At 31.5% G+C, this 20,908-nt stretch carries 19 protein-coding genes; 9 read left to right on the top strand and 10 right to left on the bottom strand.

Going from position 1 to position 20,908, the window contains the following annotated elements:
• Positions 1-77 precede the first annotated feature (77 nt).
• Entirely contained in the window at positions 78-1,991 is a 1,914-nt protein-coding gene (locus tag BN358_RS03860; protein WP_019227981.1) for a sigma-54-dependent Fis family transcriptional regulator, read from the top strand.
• Between the two features lie 201 nt (positions 1,992-2,192).
• Here BN358_RS03860 and BN358_RS22215 read toward each other — a convergent pair whose 3' ends face one another.
• Positions 2,193-4,118, bottom strand: a complete 1,926-nt coding sequence (locus tag BN358_RS22215; protein WP_019227982.1) for a transporter substrate-binding domain-containing protein — start codon at positions 4,116-4,118, stop codon at positions 2,193-2,195.
• 333 nt (positions 4,119-4,451) lie between these two features.
• On the opposite strand from BN358_RS22215, the gene BN358_RS03870 reads away from it, so the two are divergent.
• On the top strand, positions 4,452-4,979 hold the full coding sequence (locus BN358_RS03870; RefSeq protein ID WP_019227983.1) for a dihydrofolate reductase family protein: 528 nt from the start codon (positions 4,452-4,454) through the stop codon (positions 4,977-4,979).
• Between the two features lies 1 nt (position 4,980).
• Here the strand turns inward: BN358_RS03870 and BN358_RS03875 are convergent, their stop codons facing one another.
• Positions 4,981-5,229: a DUF2249 domain-containing protein gene (locus tag BN358_RS03875; protein ID WP_019227984.1), complete on the bottom strand. Its 249-nt coding sequence runs from the start codon at positions 5,227-5,229 to the stop codon at positions 4,981-4,983.
• 47 nt (positions 5,230-5,276) lie between these two features.
• Positions 5,277-6,266: a DUF5050 domain-containing protein gene (locus tag BN358_RS03880; protein ID WP_019227985.1), complete on the bottom strand. Its 990-nt coding sequence runs from the start codon at positions 6,264-6,266 to the stop codon at positions 5,277-5,279.
• Between the two features lie 510 nt (positions 6,267-6,776).
• Here BN358_RS03880 and BN358_RS03885 point away from each other — a divergent pair.
• From BN358_RS03885 to BN358_RS03890, 4 genes are all read left to right on the top strand, one after another.
• On the top strand, positions 6,777-7,811 hold the full coding sequence (locus BN358_RS03885) for an IS1595 family transposase (RefSeq protein WP_019227986.1): 1,035 nt from the start codon (positions 6,777-6,779) through the stop codon (positions 7,809-7,811).
• A gap of 82 nt (positions 7,812-7,893) precedes the next feature.
• Positions 7,894-8,067 (top strand): hypothetical protein, encoded by a 174-nt coding sequence (locus BN358_RS25960; RefSeq protein WP_019227987.1) that lies wholly within the window; start codon positions 7,894-7,896, stop codon positions 8,065-8,067.
• A 109-nt stretch (positions 8,068-8,176) separates the two neighbouring features.
• A complete protein-coding gene (locus tag BN358_RS28275) occupies positions 8,177-8,305 on the top strand; it encodes a hypothetical protein (protein ID WP_019227988.1) in 129 nt (42 codons plus the stop codon).
• The gene (locus BN358_RS03890; RefSeq protein WP_019227989.1) at positions 8,283-9,050 is read left to right on the top strand and encodes a sugar phosphate isomerase/epimerase; all 768 of its coding nucleotides are present in this window, start codon (positions 8,283-8,285) and stop codon (positions 9,048-9,050) included. The genes BN358_RS28275 and BN358_RS03890 overlap by 23 nt, the downstream gene beginning before the upstream one ends.
• Before the next feature lie 636 nt (positions 9,051-9,686).
• Here BN358_RS03890 and BN358_RS25270 read toward each other — a convergent pair.
• The 5 genes from BN358_RS25270 to BN358_RS22220 form a co-directional block, all read right to left on the bottom strand.
• Entirely contained in the window at positions 9,687-9,824 is a 138-nt protein-coding gene (locus BN358_RS25270; RefSeq protein ID WP_019227991.1) for a hypothetical protein, read from the bottom strand.
• A 38-nt stretch (positions 9,825-9,862) separates the two neighbouring features.
• Positions 9,863-10,093: a hypothetical protein gene (locus BN358_RS03895; RefSeq protein WP_019227992.1), complete on the bottom strand. Its 231-nt coding sequence runs from the start codon at positions 10,091-10,093 to the stop codon at positions 9,863-9,865.
• Positions 10,094-10,197: 104 nt separating this feature from the next.
• Positions 10,198-10,653 (bottom strand): hypothetical protein, encoded by a 456-nt coding sequence (locus BN358_RS03900; RefSeq protein WP_019227993.1) that lies wholly within the window; start codon positions 10,651-10,653, stop codon positions 10,198-10,200.
• A 36-nt stretch (positions 10,654-10,689) separates the two neighbouring features.
• Positions 10,690-11,193: a hypothetical protein gene (locus tag BN358_RS03905; RefSeq protein ID WP_019227994.1), complete on the bottom strand. Its 504-nt coding sequence runs from the start codon at positions 11,191-11,193 to the stop codon at positions 10,690-10,692.
• A gap of 524 nt (positions 11,194-11,717) precedes the next feature.
• Positions 11,718-12,194, bottom strand: a complete 477-nt coding sequence (locus BN358_RS22220; RefSeq protein ID WP_019227995.1) for an NUDIX hydrolase — start codon at positions 12,192-12,194, stop codon at positions 11,718-11,720.
• Positions 12,195-12,773: 579 nt separating this feature from the next.
• Here BN358_RS22220 and BN358_RS03915 point away from each other — a divergent pair.
• Together BN358_RS03915 and BN358_RS27435 are read left to right on the top strand one after the other, a co-directional pair.
• Complete coding sequence (locus tag BN358_RS03915) at positions 12,774-15,176, top strand: methyl-accepting chemotaxis protein (protein ID WP_019227996.1); 2,403 nt, start codon at positions 12,774-12,776, stop codon at positions 15,174-15,176.
• An 861-nt stretch (positions 15,177-16,037) separates the two neighbouring features.
• Entirely contained in the window at positions 16,038-18,383 is a 2,346-nt protein-coding gene (locus tag BN358_RS27435; RefSeq protein WP_019227997.1) for a hypothetical protein, read from the top strand.
• Positions 18,384-18,514: 131 nt separating this feature from the next.
• Here BN358_RS27435 and spoIIID read toward each other — a convergent pair whose 3' ends face one another.
• Together spoIIID and BN358_RS22225 are read right to left on the bottom strand one after the other, a co-directional pair.
• Positions 18,515-18,790 carry a sporulation transcriptional regulator SpoIIID gene (gene spoIIID, locus BN358_RS03925; RefSeq protein WP_019227998.1) on the bottom strand — a complete coding sequence of 92 codons (276 nt, stop codon included), beginning with the start codon at positions 18,788-18,790 and terminating at the stop codon, positions 18,515-18,517.
• Between the two features lie 72 nt (positions 18,791-18,862).
• Positions 18,863-19,579, bottom strand: a complete 717-nt coding sequence (locus BN358_RS22225) for a M23 family metallopeptidase (RefSeq protein WP_019227999.1) — start codon at positions 19,577-19,579, stop codon at positions 18,863-18,865.
• Between the two features lie 133 nt (positions 19,580-19,712).
• Between BN358_RS22225 and spoIID the strand changes: the two genes are divergently transcribed.
• Complete coding sequence (gene spoIID / locus BN358_RS03935) at positions 19,713-20,774, top strand: stage II sporulation protein D (protein WP_019228000.1); 1,062 nt, start codon at positions 19,713-19,715, stop codon at positions 20,772-20,774.
• The last annotated feature ends 134 nt before the right edge of the window (positions 20,775-20,908 follow it).

Here is a 20,908-nt window from a genome sequence, read left to right on the forward strand (position 1 = left end):
AAAACATATGATATCTTACTGATATGAAATCAAATGAAATGAAATGAATTTCATTTGTGAAATCAAGCGAGGCGATTATGAATGAATTTAAGAATATAATTATTTTTTCTGCATCCGAAGCATTTACTAAAGTTTCAGATAATGTAATTAAAAAGAACAACCTTAGTGAATTAATAGAAACAATTGAAATGACCGGAGAAGGCATTATCGATGTTGCACAAATGGCTGTACAACATGGAACGAAGGCATTCATTGCCAGAGGAAGAAATGTTAATTTGCTCAGGGAAAACATACCGGCACCTGTTATCAATGTTCAATACACATATGAAGATATTTATTACTCCATTCAAAAATCAAAGTATAAATGTGAGAATATAGCTTTGATTGGTTTTGACGAAGCGTTTGAAGCCATGAAAAACTTCAAGGTAGTATCCGGATGTAATGCTCAGATAATTCAGCCCAAAACAGTTGACAGCATGGAAAACGATATATTAAGTGCTTTAAGTTCAGATATAAAATCGTTGATTGGCGGCATATCCGTAAAAAAGGTTGCAGCACTTCATAATCTTGAACATGTCATGCTTGATGTCAATGAAAGCTCCATTGAAATGGCTGTAAACAGCGCTTTGAACATATTAGAATCCCAGGATGAGAAGGATCAGTATCTTCAAACCATATTGACTACAATAAACGGAACTTCCGAAGCAATAATCAATATCAACAAAGACGGGGAAACAATTTTTTTAAACAATAAGGCTAAAAAAATATTTAATAACAGTACAGACAGCGAAACAAACAAGGTATTATTTTCAACAATAGACAAGGATATAATTTTCAAAAGCAAAAACCCAATATTTGATAAAGTATTGACTATTAAAAACAAAAACTACATCGCAAATTTCAAACCTGTAATAGTTAACAACAAGGTTCAGAGTGTAGTAGTTATTATTCTTGATGCAAATTTTATTCAATCAAGCGAAAAGCAATTGAGATTAACTTTTAACACTAAAGGACGTACAGCAAAAAACACATTTGACAATGTTATTGGAAAAAGCAGTGAATTAGCAAACACCATATACAAGGCGAAAAAGTATTCAAAGTCAAATTGTGCAGTATTGATAACCGGCGAAACCGGAACCGGAAAGGAAATATTTGCTCAAAGCATGCACAATTACAGTGACAGAGCCAACGAACCTTTTGTTGCCATCAACTGTGCAGCTTTGCCAAGTTCAATTTTGGAAAGCGAGCTGTTTGGGTATGTGAAAGGTGCCTTTACGGGTGCAAAGGACGAAGGCAAAATAGGAATATTTGAACTGGCACATAACGGCACTGTATTTCTGGACGAAATAGGCGAAATGGATATTAATATACAAGCTAAAATTTTAAGAGTCCTTCAGGAAAAGGAAGTAAGCAGGCTTGGCGATAATAAAATCATTCCAATTGATGTAAGAATCATAAGTGCAACCAACAAAGATTTACACGAACTCATAAAAGAAAAAAAATTCAGGGAAGATTTGTATTACAGACTTGGTGTTCTTGAACTGAATTTACCTCCTCTAAATGAGAGGTTGGATGATATACCTTACTTGGTTGATTACTATTTAAAGAAGAACAGCTATGATGTTTCTTTTTCAAATAACGCAATCGAACTGTTATGCTCCGGTTCATATCCCGGAAATGTACGTCAGCTGTTTAATATTCTGGAGCGAGCCATTGTATTAGCCGACAGCCGACACATTTCCTCAGAAGACTTTAAGAACATTATCGATATAAACAATTTTGAAGCCATAACCGTTATAAACGATAATTCTTTAAAAAATTCAAATAAGAATCACGAAAGCAGCAAAATTATAAGAACATTGGAAAAATACAACGGAGACAGAAAAAAGACATCCCAAGAATTAAATATAAGCCTGACCACACTTTGGAGAAAAATGAAAAAATACGATATTATTTACGATAATGAAGTTGAAGATAATTTTGTTGGTTAACAGATTGTTTTTATATGGTCTGTGTGTCAAGGGGACGCGGTGTCATGTGTCAAGGGGACGCATGGTGTGTCAAGGGGACGTGTGTCAAGGGGACGGTGTGTCAAGGGGACGGGGTTGTTGTCACGTGTGTCAAGGGGACTGTGTCAAGGGGACGGGGTTGTTGTCATCCCTAATGATGACAATAACCCCGTCCCACTGTCATCAGGCAAGACTTGCATTGTTGATGTGATTTACAAATATCTTCACAAGACTTGGATCAAATTGAGAACCTGAATTATCTCTTAGCTCCTGTATAGCCATTTCTTTTGTGAAAATTGGTTTATAAGATCTTTCATGAGTCATCACATCATATGCTTCCACTATGGAGAATAATCTTGCAATAAAAGGTATTTCCTCACCTTTTAAACCTTGTGGGTACCCGCTTCCATCCCAGCGCTCATGATGGGCAAAAATACCTTTACCAATGTAAGAAAGCTTCGTAGATGCACTAACTATCTTAAATCCAAGCTCTGGATGCCTTTTTACTTTCTGCCACTCCTCTGTAGTCAACGCACCTTCTTTAAGGAAAAGTTCTTTTTCGATTCCAACCTTTCCTATGTCATGAAGTTCTGCTAATAAGGCAAGACTTTCTATATCATTCTTTTCTAAATTTAAAATTTCTCCCATTTGTCTGCACATGTCGACTAGTCTTTTACAATGTTCCTTGCTTTCATTTTTATTTTCATATAGGTTTTTCTTTATAGAATTTATAATCATATCATAGTTTTTATCGCTTTCAGCCATTTTATTAGCATACATCCTGTCTTCTGCCAACTTAAACAGGCTGCTAAAGCTATTATGTACATCATCATGAATTGTTGCACATCCCAGAGCTATAAGGGGTTTAATGGGATCCTCTTTTGCAGCAAGGACAGCTTTTTGAATTTTTCCAACAATATCATTAGCATCTCGTTCATCCGTTGATGGCATAAGCACAACTATTTCATCTCCTCCAATCCTGCAGGAAACATGATTTTCGTTGATGTTTTCATTAATTATTTCAGACACCCTAATTAACATCTGATCTCCGGTTTCATGACCAAATGTATCATTTGTAATTTTTAATGCATTTAAATCTGCAACAATAATTGAAAATGGTGAAGAATTTTCTTGTTTTATCTGCTTTAGCACTTCAGCCATATACGCCCTGTTATATAGTCCTGTGAGCTCATCATGATATGTTTTAAACATTAGTTCTTTTTTAGACTCTTCAATGGCCTGAGTTTTTTCTTTTACCGCAGCTTGCAGACTTGAGTTCCATACTAAAATAACAATTATAATAATTATTAACAACAAAACAAAGCTCACTACACCTATCCAAAAATATGTGTTCTCAAATAAACTTTGTTTTTGCAAGGACATCCATTTTTGTTCAATAACCTTTTTCTCATGGTCTGTAATTTGAGCTAATCCTTTGTTGAAAATCTGACTTAATATGGGCCAATCACTTCTAGTTGCTATGGATAAGCTGGATTCATAAGGAGTTTCTATATTTACTATAAGATTTGAAATATTATCCCTTTCAATGGTCTCGGTTGCGCTCATTATTTCTATTATCATTGCATCAGCTTCGCCAAAGGCTACCATTCTAATTCCATCGCTGGGAGATTTCACAGTTCTATATTCCAGCTTAGGGTACTTATCATTAAGAAATTCTATAATATCATAACCTTCTATAACTACTATGTCCATGCTTGCATTTGTTAACTTTTCAAATGTCAAATTCTCGGAAAAGTTTTTTCGAGTAATTATAACATTTGGGTTGTCTATGTAGGGTACCGTAAACTCCAGGTACTTACTTCTTTCAGGTGTTTTAGTAGCAGCTGTTATTCCGGTCAATTCTCTTTTTTGAACTTGTTTTATGAGTTCATCAAAATTATCAAACTGTACCATCTGAATTTTAATACCTAGCTTCTGTTCCAGAAGTTTAAAATAATCTGCTGAAATACCAGCATATTGTCCATTACTTAAGAATTCCACCGGCGGATAATCTATTGTATATCCAATTTTAATCTCATTTTTATGCTCATCCAGCCATGTTCTTTCTTCAGCCGTAAGAAAAATTTCCTCAGCTTTAGCACCCTTCAAGTTGAATAAAAAAAATATCGTTATAATACCAATAATAATTAATAAAAACAAAACAATTAAATTAAACTTTTTTAGCTTTAAAATGTTTATTCTTTATTCCCCCTTCTAGCAACTCTTATGAAGTATATGCAAATGTTTTCCAAGCGATTATTCCTGTACAGCATTAGTTCATTATTTAAATTAGCAACCAAACTAAATTTAATCCAAAATTTTCATTTTCATAGGTATTTTAGCATTTTTAATGTTGCGAGTCAAATTATAAATTGTTGACAAATAGTTGCAAACAATTTATGGTATACTGTATATAAGACAAAAATAAAAAGGAGTGAGATAATGGAACAACGTAAGTTAGTATTGTTTATTGCTTCAACTTTAGATGGGTATATAGCAACAAAAGATCATAACCTGGATTGGCTCTTTAATGTTGAGGGTGAAGGTGATAACGGAATATCAGAATTTTATAATACTATCGATACAATCATAATGGGCAGAACAACTTATGACTGGATTATGGCATATGAAGATGTTTTTCCATATAAAGATAAGAAATGCTATATATTTTCAAGGACACCAAAAGAAGATACTGAATATGTATCTTTCGTAAATAAAGATGTAGCTTCTTTCACCAGGGAACTAAAATGCAAAAGCGGAAAAAACATTTGGATTATGGGCGGCAGTGAGTTAATTTCTTATTTTATCAAAGAAAAATTGATAGATGAAATTATAGTTACTTTTGCTCCGGTTTTATTGGGCAGTGGCATTCCCTTATTTAGGCAAAATGATTTTCAAACACTTTTAAGATTAACCAGTACCAATCGATTCAACCAATTTGTGGAACTTCACTATGAAGTTATAAAATAAGCTATACTTCCTTTATTTTTATAACTTCTACTCTCCACACCTCTGGTCCTTGTTCTAAATAACTCCACTCATATTGACCGGGAAAGTCTTCAGGAAATTTGTATGTAAAAATTGGTTTAAAATCATGGTCATTTAATAATTCCATTTTTTCTCCAACCTTTAACGACTCAAACGTCCCATGAACAGTTGGGTATTTATCCTGATGAGGCATTATCTCACGTATATCAACTCTTCCTTTATAATCTGACATAATAAAATACTCCTTTACAATTTTTTATTAGTCTTTGTAGGAGTATTTTATTTAACTCCATCCTTATTAATAATTTTTAATTCAGGATGATTTTTTCCATTTGTAAAAACATAAAAAACATAGTCTTTAGTTACAGCCATACCCACTTCATCTAAATAAATTTCGCTGTCAAGAGCTGTAACATTGCTGCCATCAACATTCATTTTATACAAGCCCTTAAATTTCCAATCCTCATTATCCACGTTTTTTAATGTGTAGAATATATGATTATCATCTTTTATGAATTTGAGTATTTGCTCTTTTGACAGTTGTTCAATTGTTTTATCTTTTAAACTCATTCGATATAATATTTCTTCAACATCGTCCAAATAATAAATATATTCTTCATCAACAATCATATTCCTTGTTCTGATGTTAGATAAAAATTGCCTGTCAGTTCCATCTGTATTCATCACTTCCAAAAATCCTTCTTCCTTTGTGTTATAGCTGTAGTATATCTTTCCCTTATAGACAGCCATATCTTCAATGTCTTTATCACTCAACAGCTGCTTATTCTGACCATTTACATCTATCCTGCATATTTTACTGTCATCTTCAATACTTATGAAATAAATCCCATTTCCTACAATCTGCATCTGCAAAGAGTAACCTATAAAAAGTATTTCATTATTAGTTCCATCTGTCTTAATTCTGTTTATTTCCTTACCCTGCCTGAAAAATATCCAATCTTCAACAACATTAATGGTATCCTTGCCTAAATTTTCAAGTTCGTCAAAAATAACCATATCATTTTCAAGATTTATATCTGTTCTGTATATTTTGCCTTCCATTGCATAATAGATAAAATCTTCTGCTTCAGCCACCATACCGTAATTATTAATATTGGATTCTGTATTGCCAACCAAATATTCATTTTTAATATTAATTTTTTCTGAGACTTCAATAGGAGGGCGATAATTCATAAATTTAATAACTACAACTATTGCTGCTAATGTAATTATTGCAGGAATACCAACAGTCTTAGCATAGTAAATCAAGTAGCCTTTTGCTGTTAGTTTTTCCCGGTTCTCATTTATATAATTTCCGATCAGTTGTAAACATCCTTCTATTTGAGATTGATTTAATTTATGAAATATTATTCTGGTGTTATCAAGAGATATTGATGATTCATTATCTATATTTAAGTTATTTTTGTAATCTTCAATAATCTGTAAAATTGCTTCATTGTTTTTCTTGACGAATTTTTTGTCTATGCCTTTAAAATAATAAATTCTTTTCTTTTTTAATACTGTATATGTTCCGACTATAGAAACAGGAATTAAAAGAAAAACAAACGCATCAAATATTTGAGGGATAAGGCCATCGGCGTCCCCAATATCTACGATTATAAAAAAATAAACTCCAACAATAAATATATTATAATATATTTCCGGTATAAAGCTTTTAATCTTAGGCTATGTTAGACTTAATAAGTGATATGGGTATAGAAACCTCCTAAATGTGTTATATTAAAGTTAGGTATATACATTTTGTGAGGTGACTTTTTTATGAAAAATGTAGGAAATATAAAAGCGGACATAAGGAATCTTTCGGATGTTGAATTACAAGACTTATTTAACTTTATCGGTGAAATAATGACTCTTAATTCTCTTTCTAATAATCTACCCAAAGATTGCAGAGAATCAAGATTTTCAAAGGGGGAAATATGTCCTCATTGCAATTCAGATAATATTATTAAAAATGGTAAATTGTGCGGAAAGCAGCGTTACAAATGCAAAACTTGTGGCAAAACCTTTAATGACTTCACAAAATCTGCATTATCATATACTAAACTGTCTTTAGAAACATGGATTGAATACGCTAAATGTATGGTTCTTGGTTATTCCATAAGGAAATGTGCTGATATTGTTAATATATGCGTTAAAACTTCATTTTATATGAGGCATAAAATTCTTGATGCAGTCAGAATGTTTATGGGTATTGGAAATGTAGAAGGAGTTGTTGAAATGGATGAAACTTTTGTAGCCGAATCTTTTAAGGGAAACCACATGAAAAGTGGTTTTGTAATGCCAAGGCCTCCACGTAAGCGTGGAAAACAAGTAAAAAAACGTGGAATTAGCAATGAACAGGTTTGTGTGGCAACAGCAATAGACCGAAACAATGACTTAATCATTGAAATGGTGTGTAAAGGAAGAGTAAGACATAGCGATCTTGAGAGACTCTATAAAGGTCGTATTAGTGATAATTCAATTATTTGTACTGATAGTCACAAAAGTTATATTCAATTTGCAACAAATCTTAAATTAGATCATAAGAGAATAATGAGAGGTCACTATAAGAATGGAATATATCACATTAATCATATAAACAGCCTCCATAGCAAATTTAAGGAATGGATGCTTCGATTCCACGGTGTATCGACAAAGTTCCTTGTTAACTACCTATATTGGTTTAAGTGGCTTCAGAACTTTAGTGAAGATAAGGAGATAATCAAAAATAAGAACTTATTAATTCACAGCACTATTAATTTTGTTGATACCAAAATTAATAATTTTAAAGGTAGGAAACCAATATTTGTATAATTTATAGAAGAAGTATGGTATAATATATTGCAAACGATTACGCATTTGCAATATATTACGAAGTAAAGCGGGTATTGTTATAATGGAAGGTTTTGAAGGGTTTATTATATATGCAATAGGTAGATTCATCTTATTTCTTATAATTGCAGGTGCTGTTAAAATGGATGTAAAAGAAGCCCTATATGAATTTAAGGAAGATGTAATTAATGAAATTAATCTCATAAAAGCAAATGAAGATAATAGAAATGAGCGTTAACTTATCAATCTAAAAAAGTATTCGGAATATAATATGAACAATTTTCAAAGTATTATAAGACTTGTTATATTGCGAAATAGATACATATTTCTTATGAGGAGGTGGTCGCATGAACGAAGGCGACATTAGCGATATTACAGAAATTAAGATTGAAAATCATAACAATGTTTTTATGAAAAGCAATCACAATCATTTTCTCACAGGAGGTAATTGTAATGAAAGAGATAGTATTATGTGACAACGGCGAATATTTAAGAGTTGCTGATTTATGTGAAAAATTTAATCTAAATGTAGATATTGATGCATTTAATGATCCTGAATATCTTAATACTTATCCAAATGAAATAGATAAACAATTAGAAAGGTACAAAATTATAAAAGTCTCTTCAATCCATGGTTGTTTTACCGATTTGTGCTTTGGAAGTAAAGATAGTCTTATAAGAGAGGCTACAAAAAACAGATTTGAATATTCATATGAAATATCTCATAAATTGGGTTGTAAAAACATAGTTCTTCACCATGGTTATGTACCTGGAACAAGTTATCCCCCTAATTGGGTTAAAAGAAGTAAAATATTCTGGGATGACTTTTTAAGAGATAAAGATGCTGAAACAGTTTTTTATATAGAAAATCTGCTTGAACATACTCCGGACCTGATTTCTCAAGTAGCATCAACAGTAAATGATAGTCGCTTGAATATATGTCTTGATATAGGTCATGCTCATTGTAATTCAAAAACATCAGTTTTAGATTGGATTAAAAAACTTAATAAACAAATAGGATTTGTTCATTTACACAACAATTATGGACAACAAGATGAGCATTTAGCGTTTGAAAAAGGTACAATTGATTTTTTGGAAATTTGCAACGCTTTAGAGGAATATGCTCCAAATTCAATTTGGGGAATAGAAACAAATATAAATGATATGGAAAGTTCAATAATTTGGCTAATAGAAAATAATTTTTTAAAGGCAAAAGTTTAAAAATGGTTTACTTTGAACTTAATACACAATTTTCATATATTACGTCGCATCAGTAATATTATGTAAGTTATGATTAATCGAATTAGTCAAGGAGTAATGATATAGAAAACGATTAAAGTTCTTATTGTGATTTGTGCTATATTCAATATATTTTATGGATTAGTAAATTTATTAGACATTCTAACTTTTAAATGGAATTGGATGTATATTTCAGAATCTCTAATGTGTTTATTTCTTGCAATTGGGGCTGTTAAAAGAAAATCCAAATAAGATTCTTACAAGTGTGTTATTATTGATAGGAATTATAAAGTTTATGGCATTTCTACAAAGTATTTCTATATAAAAATTGTTCATTTATATTTTTGACGCATTATTCAAATATTATGAATTAAAAAATATTAAAAATGGCTTACTTAAACGGGTAAGCCATTTTTAAAGGTATATATCACTTGTTTTATCTAACAGAGCCTAATCTTAAAATCAGCTACTATAGTTACTATACTATAAACTGATATAGCTGCTATGATTGTAAATATTTTTTCGTTCATATATTCCCCCTATTAATTTGCCTGTCATAGGGATGGGGTTGCTGTGATTGTTGTCAATAAACCCGTCCCCTAGTCACTCAATTATAGCCTATGAATTTTTCTTTATATAAATTTTGAGTGCCTTTGTAACTATAAACATGGTATATATAGCTATTATTTTTAAGAATAAGTCTATAAGCATTATTCCTAAACCCATAAATCCAGCACCTGTAGCTGTAAGATTCATATTTACCTCCTTATATATGTTGCAAATTTTATTTAATATTATTTAATATTATTTAAAATTAATTTAATTGAAAAAAATATTAGTAATATAAATCCTAAAAATGACAGTACATTAATCAGCAAAAAGTATACTTGATATACTACTGCCCAATTAATTCCATGGAGGCCTTCGAAAATACCAAGACTGGAATGTTCAAATATAGGGTTATTTAATGCAGCAAGTAAAACACTTCCTAAAATGCAATAAAGTAATTTTATATTTTTGTTCATTCAGATTCCCCCTTGTTTAATCTCGTGTCATAGTGACACCTTCCAAGTGACACCTTCCATATGAACAGGGCTGTGGTATTAGTGTCAATAACCCCGTCCCCTTGTCACTTTTGTTTTAGTTTTTCGCTAAATTTATCTTCCGGCCAAATTTCATTGCCTTCGATATGTCCATTTTCATACTTAATTTCCAGGACAATAGATTCTGTTTTATCCTTAAAGCTGTCAATGTTTGCTGACCATATATTTGTAAATAGGCTTTCACTTTCTAATTGAAATTCTGAAATTTCCTTTTCATTATTTTTATAATTAATTACAAGCTGCAATTTTTCAGGTTTATATAACCCTGAAATTAGATTCCCTTGCTGTGTAACACCAATTGCAAAATTTTGTAAATAGCCGTTACTTTCTTCATAACTCATATCAGATATTTCAATTCTGCCAGGTTTATAATAATCTTCTGGAATTTCTTTTTCTTCTGTAGCTTTTATAACACTTCCTTCAGACATAATTTTATATTTATATTCTTTATCCGGAAAAAGTATCAATGATGTTTTATACATACCGCTATCTTGTTTAATTGCTTCTTTCTTCTCATATTAACCGATTTCATCACTATATACCAAGTACACCTTTGCACTCTCTTCTATTTCATTAAATGAGAACTGAAAATCTAAATGAACTTCTTTGTTTGTTGTTTTTTCGTAATCTATTATGAATTCTTCATTTATAACCCAGCTATTATCTTTAATAAACTCATCTAATCGGCTACTTACATATCTGTCTATTTGAGAAATAGAATTATTTAAATTTTCATAACTTGCTGACATATTATTATGCAAGTTTTTTACTTCATTCTCCGTTTTCTGAAGTTTTGTATATATGAAAAAATTAAGCACTATGCTAAAAATAAGCAGTCCCACTATTGCCTTCATTCCTTTATCCGCAAATACCTCAGTTGATTTGTCACCAGTCAGAGGGACTGTTTTGATGTCATACGGTTTATGCTTGATTTGTTTTATAATGTACTTAAAAAGATAAATCACTGCTACAATTATCAAAATTGTAATTATTATTCCCGCCCATCCAAATTCTTGAGGCATTATCCTATCCACCTTCCTGTAATAATGAAACAATACAATAAATAATAATATCTTATATTACCAATTACATAAGATATAACTATCAAATGCTTATTTTATGTTTGACACGTTGTCATCTACTAAGGACAGTAAAACTTATCTCTGTTTACTATAGTTTTCTACTGCGCACATTACCAACAATAATTGAACAAAATCCTAATGGCGAAAAAATGTAGGTTTTATCTGTAAAGACACCTGTCAGAAGAAATGCTACAGCAATGCGTACCATATAGTCCTTATTCCTTTATTTTCCACATTAACTTACCTCCATTATCGTTTTAGACATGATCAGAAGTGACTTTTTAACCTATTCCTAAAGTGTAGCTATCTTTTCATCTTTAAACTGAATCTACATATATCAATTTTCAACATTAAATTAAACATAGTTAAATAAATTTATCATATGTCAATAATAATTCTACTATTACGTATAATTCGATTTATGCACATTAGTTACTCTTACAAATTGGAATTAGACGCAGAGTTTAGCCTTTAGAAACAAAGTGTTTGGGATATCCATTCAAATTGTAAATTTCTTTTTTTAGGAATTCAGGATAGATAATGACATTCTGAATTTCATCTGTAGATATCCAACCAATAACCACATTGCAATTATCTTTGTGTGATACAAATTCATCATTATCAGGGATTGCTGAGCCCTTACACAATTCGATTAGATAATAAAAAGCAATGTTGTGAGCTTGCTTTCCGTTCCATTCCCAAAAACATTCCTCACTCCATAATAAGCGTTTACACAATATATCTGCGCCAGTTTCTTCTTTGTATTCACGGATAAGTCCATTCTCTAATGTTTCGCCAATCTTCACATGACCACCTGGCAAAGCAAATTCGTTTCCGTTACGGTCCCGTTGAACAAGAATTTTATTGTCCCGAATTAAAACACCAACAGTTCTCAGGTCACAAATATATTCTTCGGTTATAAATAACCAATCTTTATCCATGTCTATTCACCTCAATAAATTCATATTTGTCGTTTTTTTAACAATTCATTGGTCACATTATCATACAATTATGACGTATAATATTACTAATGTGAACCTCAATTATTGTGAACTATAAATTTTATATCTTATAGATTTATACTATTATTCCATATTATGTTAGACTGTACTTTTCTGTAATTTGTTCATTATTTTTTGATTTTTTTAGGTAGTAGTCAGGCTTGCATTACGTAACTTTGCAAATTAGAAACTGTTTTTTCAATTTTTTCAGTCTATTATGCCGCTCATAAGCATCCTGTTAATTTTGATTGCGTCCTCCCGATTATTGCATGGTGCTGCAATTCTTTGAGTAGAACTTATGCCATATTCTATTGGAACAATAGTAATCATAGAGAATATTTTATCAATATAAACATCCCACCAAATTTGCATATCCTGTTTTTAATATTTTTAAATAATTAGTAAACTTATTTAAAAAACTGTCGATATTTATGAGTACTGAAGTTAATTGATGTATACAAAAATCAAAAACCATGTTCAATTAAATCTTTTAATCAATAAAAGCGAAAGGGATAAGTCGTGAAAAAAATTCAAATAACTAAAATTAAAATGAACAGTATTAAGACAAAAATAACTTTTATTATTTTATCAGTTGTTATAGTTTTAAGTATTACATTAGGTGCCATCAGCAGTTATCTTAATTACAAAACAACCTATGATGCACTTGAGCAGACTATGACTGAAACAGCAGTAATTGCTGCTGAAAGGGTTATTAAAGAAATAGAATCGTATAAAAATGTAGCCATGGGAGCTGGAGGCATAAAGGATTTGTCAGATTCAAATGTCTCAGTAAGTGAAAAGCAAAAAATCATTGATGCCAACGTAAAACAATATGGATTTCAAAGGGGAAATATTCTCGATTTAAACGGCATAAGTATTTTTGATGGTAAGGATTATTCGGACAGAGATTATTTTAAATCTTCAATTAATGGTCAATCCTATGCCAGTGATCCGCTTATAAGCAAAATCACTGGAAAACTTTCAATTATAATTTCTGCACCTCTATGGAAAGATGGAATACCGAATTCAACAGTTGTAGGAGTTGTATATTTTGTACCAGATGAACAATTTTTAAATAATATTGTGAGGTCAATTAATGTAGGAGATACTGGTGATGCTTATATGTTAAATAAGGATGGACTTACTATAGCATATAAAGATGAATCTATTGTTGGAGTAGAGAATACTCAGGAACTTGTTAAAACAGATGAAAGTTTAAAAGAACTTGCAGCAGTAGAAAAAAGAATGATTAATGGCGAAACAGGTTTTGGTAGTTACCCATACGATGGTGTTAAAATGTTGGCTGCATTTGCTCCTATTGAAGGTACTAATGGTTGGAGTATAACAATTAATGTTGAGCGAAGTGAATTTTTAGGTGGTGTTTATACTTCTATTATAGCCATTTGTATAGCAGTTGTAATTTTTATTCTTCTTGGAATTATTATAGCTCGGAAAACTGCTAAAAAGATTTCGGACCCAATTAAATCTTGTGCAGACCGCTTAGTTTTATTGTCCCATGGAGATTTAACTTCCGTTGTACCTAAAGCTACATCCAATGATGAAACAGGAATTTTATTAAATAGTTTGAAAACTACTATTGAAGAAATGAATCAAGTTATTGGAAATGTTTCTTATCATCTTGGGGAAATTGAAAAAGGGAATTTAACATCTACAATTGAAATGAACTATGAAGGTGATTTTGCAAAATTAAAAATTTCTACTGAAAGCATATTAAATTATTTAAATGAAGATATGACACAGATTAATCAAGCATCTGAACAAGTTGCAAGCGGAGCTGATCAAGTTTCCAGTGGTGCACAAGCATTGTCTCAAGGAGCAACGGAACAAGCAAGTTCTGTAGAAGAATTATCAGCAACATTAAATGAGATATCCGATAATGTAAAAAGTAATGCTCAAAATTCTGAAAATGCAAGAACAAGGGCTATAAACTTAAGAAACGAAATAGCAAAAAGTAATGTCCAAATGCAAGACATGATAAAAGCCATGGATGAAATTAATAATTCATCAAATCAAATTGGTAAAATAATAAAAGCAATAGAGGATATAGCTTTCCAAACAAATATATTAGCTTTAAATGCAGCTGTTGAAGCAGCCAGGGCCGGTTCTGCCGGAAAAGGCTTTGCAGTTGTTGCTGACGAAGTTAGGAATTTAGCATCTAAGAGTGCAACTGCAGCTATGGATACTACTTCTTTGATCGAGCAATCTATACAGGCAGTAAAAAATGGAAAAAAATTAGCTGATGAAACAGCAAATTCCTTATCAATAGTGGTAGAAGGAGGGGAATATCTTACAAATGTTGTTGAGGAAATTTCAAGAGCATCTGAAGCCCAAGCTACTTCAATAGGTGAAGTAACTATGGGAATTGAGCAAGTATCTGCAGTTGTTCAAAACAATTCAGCTACTGCTGAAGAAAGTGCTGCAGCAAGTGAAGAATTATCAGGACAAGCGCAGATTTTAAAAGATTTAGTTGGCAAGTATACGCTTAAATCTAATAAAGCAAAAATTTCGAAACTAACGGAAAAAAATAATGATAGAATAGAAAATAGAAATATTATATGTGGATGTTCTAATCTTACTGAAAAAGATTTAATAAATGCAGTAAATAGTGGCGCCACAACATTTGAAGAAGTTCAGCAAATAACTAAAGTTAGTACAGGTTGCGGTAAGTGTAAAGGTAGTAATGAAAAACTAGTTAATAATTTAATACTTAAGAAAAAAATAGATGAAAATCAAGTAGTATGCGGGTGTTACAATGTAAAAGTTCAAGATATGATTCAAGCGATTAAAAAAGGAGCAAGATCATTTGAAGAAGTTCAAAAAGTTACAAAAGCCGGTACTGGATGCGGCGGGTGTGTTGAAAGCAATAAAGTATTAGTTGATGAACTTTTAGCAAAATATTAATTTGATTATATAATTTAAAAAGTTATCAGGTATAACGACATCTATCTAAAGCTGAATTAGCAGGTGGAATTATCCTTATTGCAATGGGAATTAAAATTTTGTTAGGACATATATAAAGGAATTATAATACCATAACATTCTTTATTAAAGGGTACAACTTAAAAATTGTAGATAGTGCAGTTATACATGTTTGTTGTACCCTCTTATCTTGCTTAATTTCATTACTATATTAAACATTAAAACACAAGATTATAGCACTTTAAGTATTAGTAAAAATCATAATTTCCTAATACTAGCTCAAAACTATTGCAAACTAAAAAGACACCAACCTGTTGCAGTCAGTGCCTTTCTTCAATTGGTTAATTACATATTGCTTACTTCTTCGTGCTCATGTGCTTCTTTATATTTTAAGCGAGTAGCTTTACCTCCCCGAATCTTAAGGGGTAGAACGGTATTAATACTATGTTTAAATTTCAATACTCTCAAAGGTATCTTAGACATTTTTATTAATACCGTTTGATACTGCTTATTATAAAAATTTGCCCACAATTTGCCCGAAGTCGTTTTTAAATTTATACTTATATTGTGATTTTTATTCTTTATCCACTGTTATATTATAAAGTATTTTCAATACGTTATCTCCTTAGTAATGCTTTAAATTAGTAATACGGTATTAATTTGTTGTATTTGTGTAACTAATATGGCGTTATTACACCACTTAAGTTTACTGCAAATACTTCGGGTACTAAGGTAAAACAAAGGGAATTTTTAAAGACTTGCATATATTTTGGAAGATGTGTAAAATAAGGTAAGAGTATAATGTAAAAAGCATTTCTAATATCAAAAAAGGTGGTATTTATAATGAAGAAATATATTTATGCTATGTGTATTTTTTTGTTAATAGTAATTAATTTTACTGGATGTAAAAGTATTAATACAAACACCCCAGCTGATGTAAGCGTAGATTCTGATGAAAAAAGTAATGAAGATAGCAATGAAGATGATGAAGATATGACTGAAGATAGTAATGAAGATAAGAATAAAGATATGAATGAACAAAGCACAGATATTTCTGAAAATAATCTTATACCACTAGAAGAAGCAACGCCTGAACAGCTAAGCTTAATTAATATTAACAAAATTATAAATGGTCATCAGATTAGTTTTAATTTAGGTGACACATATATTTCATCCAATTCTGCATATTTTAATGAGTATAACGATTTTGTAAGAAACTCTACAAAAATACTATATTGCGAAGGATACGACGATAAATACAACACTGAGAATATCCAATTAAGTATAGAAAAAGAATATTACAATAATTTTCAATCTTTTGAAACTCCCCTTACTATCAGACAACTTTCACCATATGCTACTTTCAACGGTTACAATGAAGCCTCAGAAATAATTAAAGTTGAGAGCTTTAACTTTGGTTATGATATGTGGCAAGTTACCTTCAATGCATTTATAAAAAGAAATGATGACGGTAAAACCTTTAATATAATAATTGATCCTGCTTATATGTATGGAATACCTGTTTATCATGACAAAGATGATTTGTGTAAGTTCAATATTAATGGTTTGAATATAAAAGCTGATACGCTGGAATTTAATTGTGAAATTGATATAGATATGACGGGACAAAATACAAAAGAAAATATTGATAGTTTCAATGATGTAGATACTGATTATATATATGCAACAATAGAGGCTGATTGTTTATTGGTAAATTATAAAATAAGCCCAAACAAAACGGAGTATTTAAATAAGGGAATATTAACAAAATGTACTCCTGTAAGTGGAGACACCACCAAAATTTTAACAAATTCTACAGATTTAGATTTTAGTGCAGAAAACAAAGATCCAAATATGAAAATAATATATGATTTATTAATATCTAATATAGATACTATAATAAATGAAAAAACTGTTGGAGTTGTATTATTGGATTTAGATTTTGACACATTTCCGGAGTTGTTAGTTTCCAGACAAACCAGCTATACTGATTTTAGCGGCGTTTCTCAAAATGCTGTTGATGTAGAAATATATAGAATTAATGATAATGAATTAAAATATATTGATACCATATATAATTATCATAGAATTGTTGGAAATTTAAGCAATGTAATTGCTGTAAAAACATTAGATGATGGCTCAAAAGTATGGTTTAATATGTCATATAAAAACAGGCAAAATAATAAAATCGAGGATACAGATTATTTATTTACCTTAAAAGAAGATAATTTGATATTTACGGAGGCTTTTAGAGCAGAAATTATTAAGGATCCTGATGACGCAGAGAAAACAATTACTGATTATTATTATTTCGGTGAAAAGATGGAGTTTGAAGAAAGTACTGAATATCTTGAAGAAAGAGGAGATACTATACCACTTTACACATGGAACGGTATAACATATGCATATGGCAGATGGGCTTTCTTTGGATATTTAAAGCAGGATTATTGTGAAGATATGATAGACAGCACCTTTAACCTGTATTCTGACTGGATTGCAAATTTAGCCGAATATGATGTCGTATCTCAAAAAGAGCTGAGCACAAGGATGATACATCATGAATTGGCTTACTTGGTTGATGCATATTATTTAGGCGAATACAGCCCGAAAACCTATGACTATTATTTTGAATTTTTAGGCGGCTTTGCAAAACCTGTTATATATCTTTACCCTGAGAAAGAAACAGAAGTTTCTATTAACATAGAGCTGGATGGTGCCTTAACATGTACATATCCAACATATGAAAATGGTTGGGAAGTAATCGCCAGACCTGACGGAACATTGATTAATAAGGATGATGGCAGAGAGTATTCATACTTATATTGGGAAGGTATAGGTGAAAGCTCCTGGGATATGTCAAAAGGTTTTGTAGTAAAAGGAGCAGATACTATACAATTTTTACAGGAAAAATTAGAGTATGTGGGATTGACTCCTAAAGAACTGAATGAATTTATTGTTTATTGGCTTCCACATATGCAAAATAACAAATATAATTTAATCACATTCCAGACAGATATTTATGAAAACAGTGCTAAACTGAATATAAGTCCACAACCAGATAGTATTTTAAGAGTTTTTATGGTATATAAAGCATTAGACGAGTTTACAGAAGTGCAGGAGCCTGTATTAGACACATTTGAAAGGAACGGATTTGCGGTTATTGAATGGGGAGGAACAGAACTTAAATAGGATATATACATTTTTAGGACTTTTTTTAGAAAACACATTATTTCTATACTTTACATTTTTTTATTAAAGAAATTCAACAAATACAAAAGACACCAACATGTTGCAGTCAGTGCCTTTCTTCAATTGGTTAATTACATATTGCTTACTTCTTCGTGCTCATGTGCTTCTTTATATTTTAAGCGAGTAGCTTTACCTCCCCTAATGTGGCGTTCAGACTTATTTTTTAGCAAAACTCTTTTAACTTCGCTTGCAGCTGGAGGGTTCAATTTGGGAAGACGTTCTGTAACATCCTTATGGACTGTGCTTTTGCTGACACCGAATTTTTTTGCTGTCTGTCTTACAGTAGATTCAGTACTTATTATAAATTCCGCAATTTCCATGGCTCTCCGTTCTATGTAATCTTTCATGTTTAACCCCCTTTGGCTATACCGTCTTATTACATTTTTATGCGTTAATGTCTTTGTTAGAACATTATTTTGTTATTGAACAGTAATATAGTCCATGGGGTTAACATTTTTACCGTCAACAATCAATTCGAAATGCAGATGAGCTCCGTCAGCTGATTCAACGCTTACGGTTTTTCCTACATTTCCTATTGTTTGTCCTTGTTTAACAGAATCACCAACAGCCACGGTTGAAGAAACCAAGTTGTTGTATAATGTTTTAACATTGTTTCCATGGTCAATAATAACCTCTGTGCCTGTAATCTCTGAGTTATTTACAGCTTCAACAGTTCCTGCAAATGCAGATTCAATCATCAATGTGTCCTTTGGCTTGATATCAACGCCGTTATGTACTCTCCATTCTCCAATTGCTTCATAATATACAAGGTCATTCAAAGTAAATTCCCTGATTATTTCACCTGCCAATGGCAATTTCATTGTTTTTAAGTCAAGGCTTTTTGCTTCCTGCTCATCATCTTTATCATTGCCGGCATTTTCATAATCTTCAATCACACCTTCAATATAATCCTCATATGGGTCTACATTGGCACCTATGTTTTCGTCTTCTGTTTCATTTTCTGCCAAATCATTTCCTTTATCTGAATTTGGATTTGATGTATATCTCCAAATTATTGCAGTTGATAAAAGTACAATACAAAGTGCAATTATAAAGAAACTTGTATCCCTGTTCTTGAGTCTAATAAAGAAATTTTTCATTTTCGCCTGAGCGTTTTTTAATCTGTTGTTCTTCATGTAAACCTCCTGTTTTATCTTCTTTATTATCTTCACATAGTGTGTCCCATTTTTTTTATTTAATACAAAATTGTTCTAATTTTTTTTTACGCTCATAAAATGTTATGAAACTTATGATAAAGGGGTAGATATTATGTTAAACCGAATTATTTATGCTGCTGTTATATTTACAATGCTTCTGACAGTTCCAAACATTTCTCTGGCTGTGTTGGAGAATAAATTTGATATTAAAGATGCGGCTGCAACAGTAGATACCAAAAGCAGCAATGAAGGCAATGAAACAAAAGGATCACAAAATGGTGATGATGAAGAGATACTTGAAACTTACAGCATTGAAGAACCTGAGCTCATTAAAGTGTACAACGTAAAAACAAATGATGTTATGGTTATTGATTTTGAGGATTACCTCAAGGGAGTTGTGGCTTCAGAAATGCCTGCCGAATTCAACATTGAAGCGCTGAAGGCACAGGTAATTACAGCAAGAACATATCTATTGTACAGAATGAAGAAATATCCTGAAGGACAGCCTGAACACACGGATGCTCCCATATGCTCGGGAACCCACTGCCAGGTGTGGACATCAAAGGAGGATCTCATTGCATCCCACGATGACGGCTGGTATGATACATCTTGGGGGAAAATTGAAGAATCTGTAAATTCAACAAGAGGACAGATTTTAACTTACGAAGGCAAAATTATTGAGCCTTTGTTTCATTCTGCCAGCGGAGGAAGAACTGAAAATTCAGAGGATGTTTTTTCTGCTTCTGTTCCATACTTAAGAAGTGTTGAAAGTCCTTATGAAAGCGAAGCTCCAAAACTTCATGCTTCTGTCAAGGTGACAGTCAGCGACTTTATAAACAAAATTGAATCCGTTTATGGAGACTTAGGGCTCACAAAAGACAACCTTGATGATATGATAGTGCTTGGAGAGGTCAGTGAAGGCGGAAAAATAAAGACATTGTTGGTTAATGGTGCTGAAATCACAGGACGTGAAATGCGTTCAATTTTTGGTCTTAATTCTACAAACTTCAGTTTCATTCAGACAGGAAATGAAATAGAAATTGTAACAACAGGTTACGGACACGGTGTAGGAATGAGCCAGTGGGGTGCTGATGGGATGGCCGAAGAAGGTTATAATTACAAGGAAATCTTAAAACATTACTACACAGGAGTTGAAATTGTAAGTATGAAGTAAAGAAATTAAGAATTAAGAGTTAAGAGTTAAGAATTTTATGTATATCAGGTCAGTTTGTTTTGCATATGTGTACGAGAATTAAAATCGCATGATTATTTAATATAATTTATTATGTACAACACAATTTTAATATG

Source organism: Sedimentibacter sp. B4 (assembly GCF_000309315.1).
GTDB lineage: Bacteria > Bacillota > Clostridia > Tissierellales > Sedimentibacteraceae > Sedimentibacter > Sedimentibacter saalensis.

Coding starts and splice junctions, on each gene's coding strand:
- BN358_RS03860 (WP_019227981.1), top strand. CDS start 78: ATGAATGAATTTAAGAATATAATTATTTTTTCTGCATCCGAAGCATTT.
- BN358_RS03870 (WP_019227983.1), top strand. CDS start 4,452: ATGGAACAACGTAAGTTAGTATTGTTTATTGCTTCAACTTTAGATGGG.
- BN358_RS03875 (WP_019227984.1), bottom strand. CDS start 5,229: ATGTCAGATTATAAAGGAAGAGTTGATATACGTGAGATAATGCCTCAT.
- BN358_RS03885 (WP_019227986.1), top strand. CDS start 6,777: ATGAAAAATGTAGGAAATATAAAAGCGGACATAAGGAATCTTTCGGAT.
- BN358_RS25960 (WP_019227987.1), top strand. CDS start 7,894: ATGGAAGGTTTTGAAGGGTTTATTATATATGCAATAGGTAGATTCATC.
- BN358_RS28275 (WP_019227988.1), top strand. CDS start 8,177: ATGAACGAAGGCGACATTAGCGATATTACAGAAATTAAGATTGAAAAT.
- BN358_RS03890 (WP_019227989.1), top strand. CDS start 8,283: ATGAAAGAGATAGTATTATGTGACAACGGCGAATATTTAAGAGTTGCT.
- BN358_RS25270 (WP_019227991.1), bottom strand. CDS start 9,824: ATGAATCTTACAGCTACAGGTGCTGGATTTATGGGTTTAGGAATAATG.
- BN358_RS03895 (WP_019227992.1), bottom strand. CDS start 10,093: ATGAACAAAAATATAAAATTACTTTATTGCATTTTAGGAAGTGTTTTA.
- BN358_RS03900 (WP_019227993.1), bottom strand. CDS start 10,653: ATGTATAAAACATCATTGATACTTTTTCCGGATAAAGAATATAAATAT.
- BN358_RS03905 (WP_019227994.1), bottom strand. CDS start 11,193: ATGCCTCAAGAATTTGGATGGGCGGGAATAATAATTACAATTTTGATA.
- BN358_RS22220 (WP_019227995.1), bottom strand. CDS start 12,194: ATGGATAAAGATTGGTTATTTATAACCGAAGAATATATTTGTGACCTG.
- BN358_RS27435 (WP_019227997.1), top strand. CDS start 16,038: ATGAAGAAATATATTTATGCTATGTGTATTTTTTTGTTAATAGTAATT.
- spoIIID (WP_019227998.1), bottom strand. CDS start 18,790: ATGAAAGATTACATAGAACGGAGAGCCATGGAAATTGCGGAATTTATA.
- BN358_RS22225 (WP_019227999.1), bottom strand. CDS start 19,579: ATGAAGAACAACAGATTAAAAAACGCTCAGGCGAAAATGAAAAATTTC.
- spoIID (WP_019228000.1), top strand. CDS start 19,713: ATGTTAAACCGAATTATTTATGCTGCTGTTATATTTACAATGCTTCTG.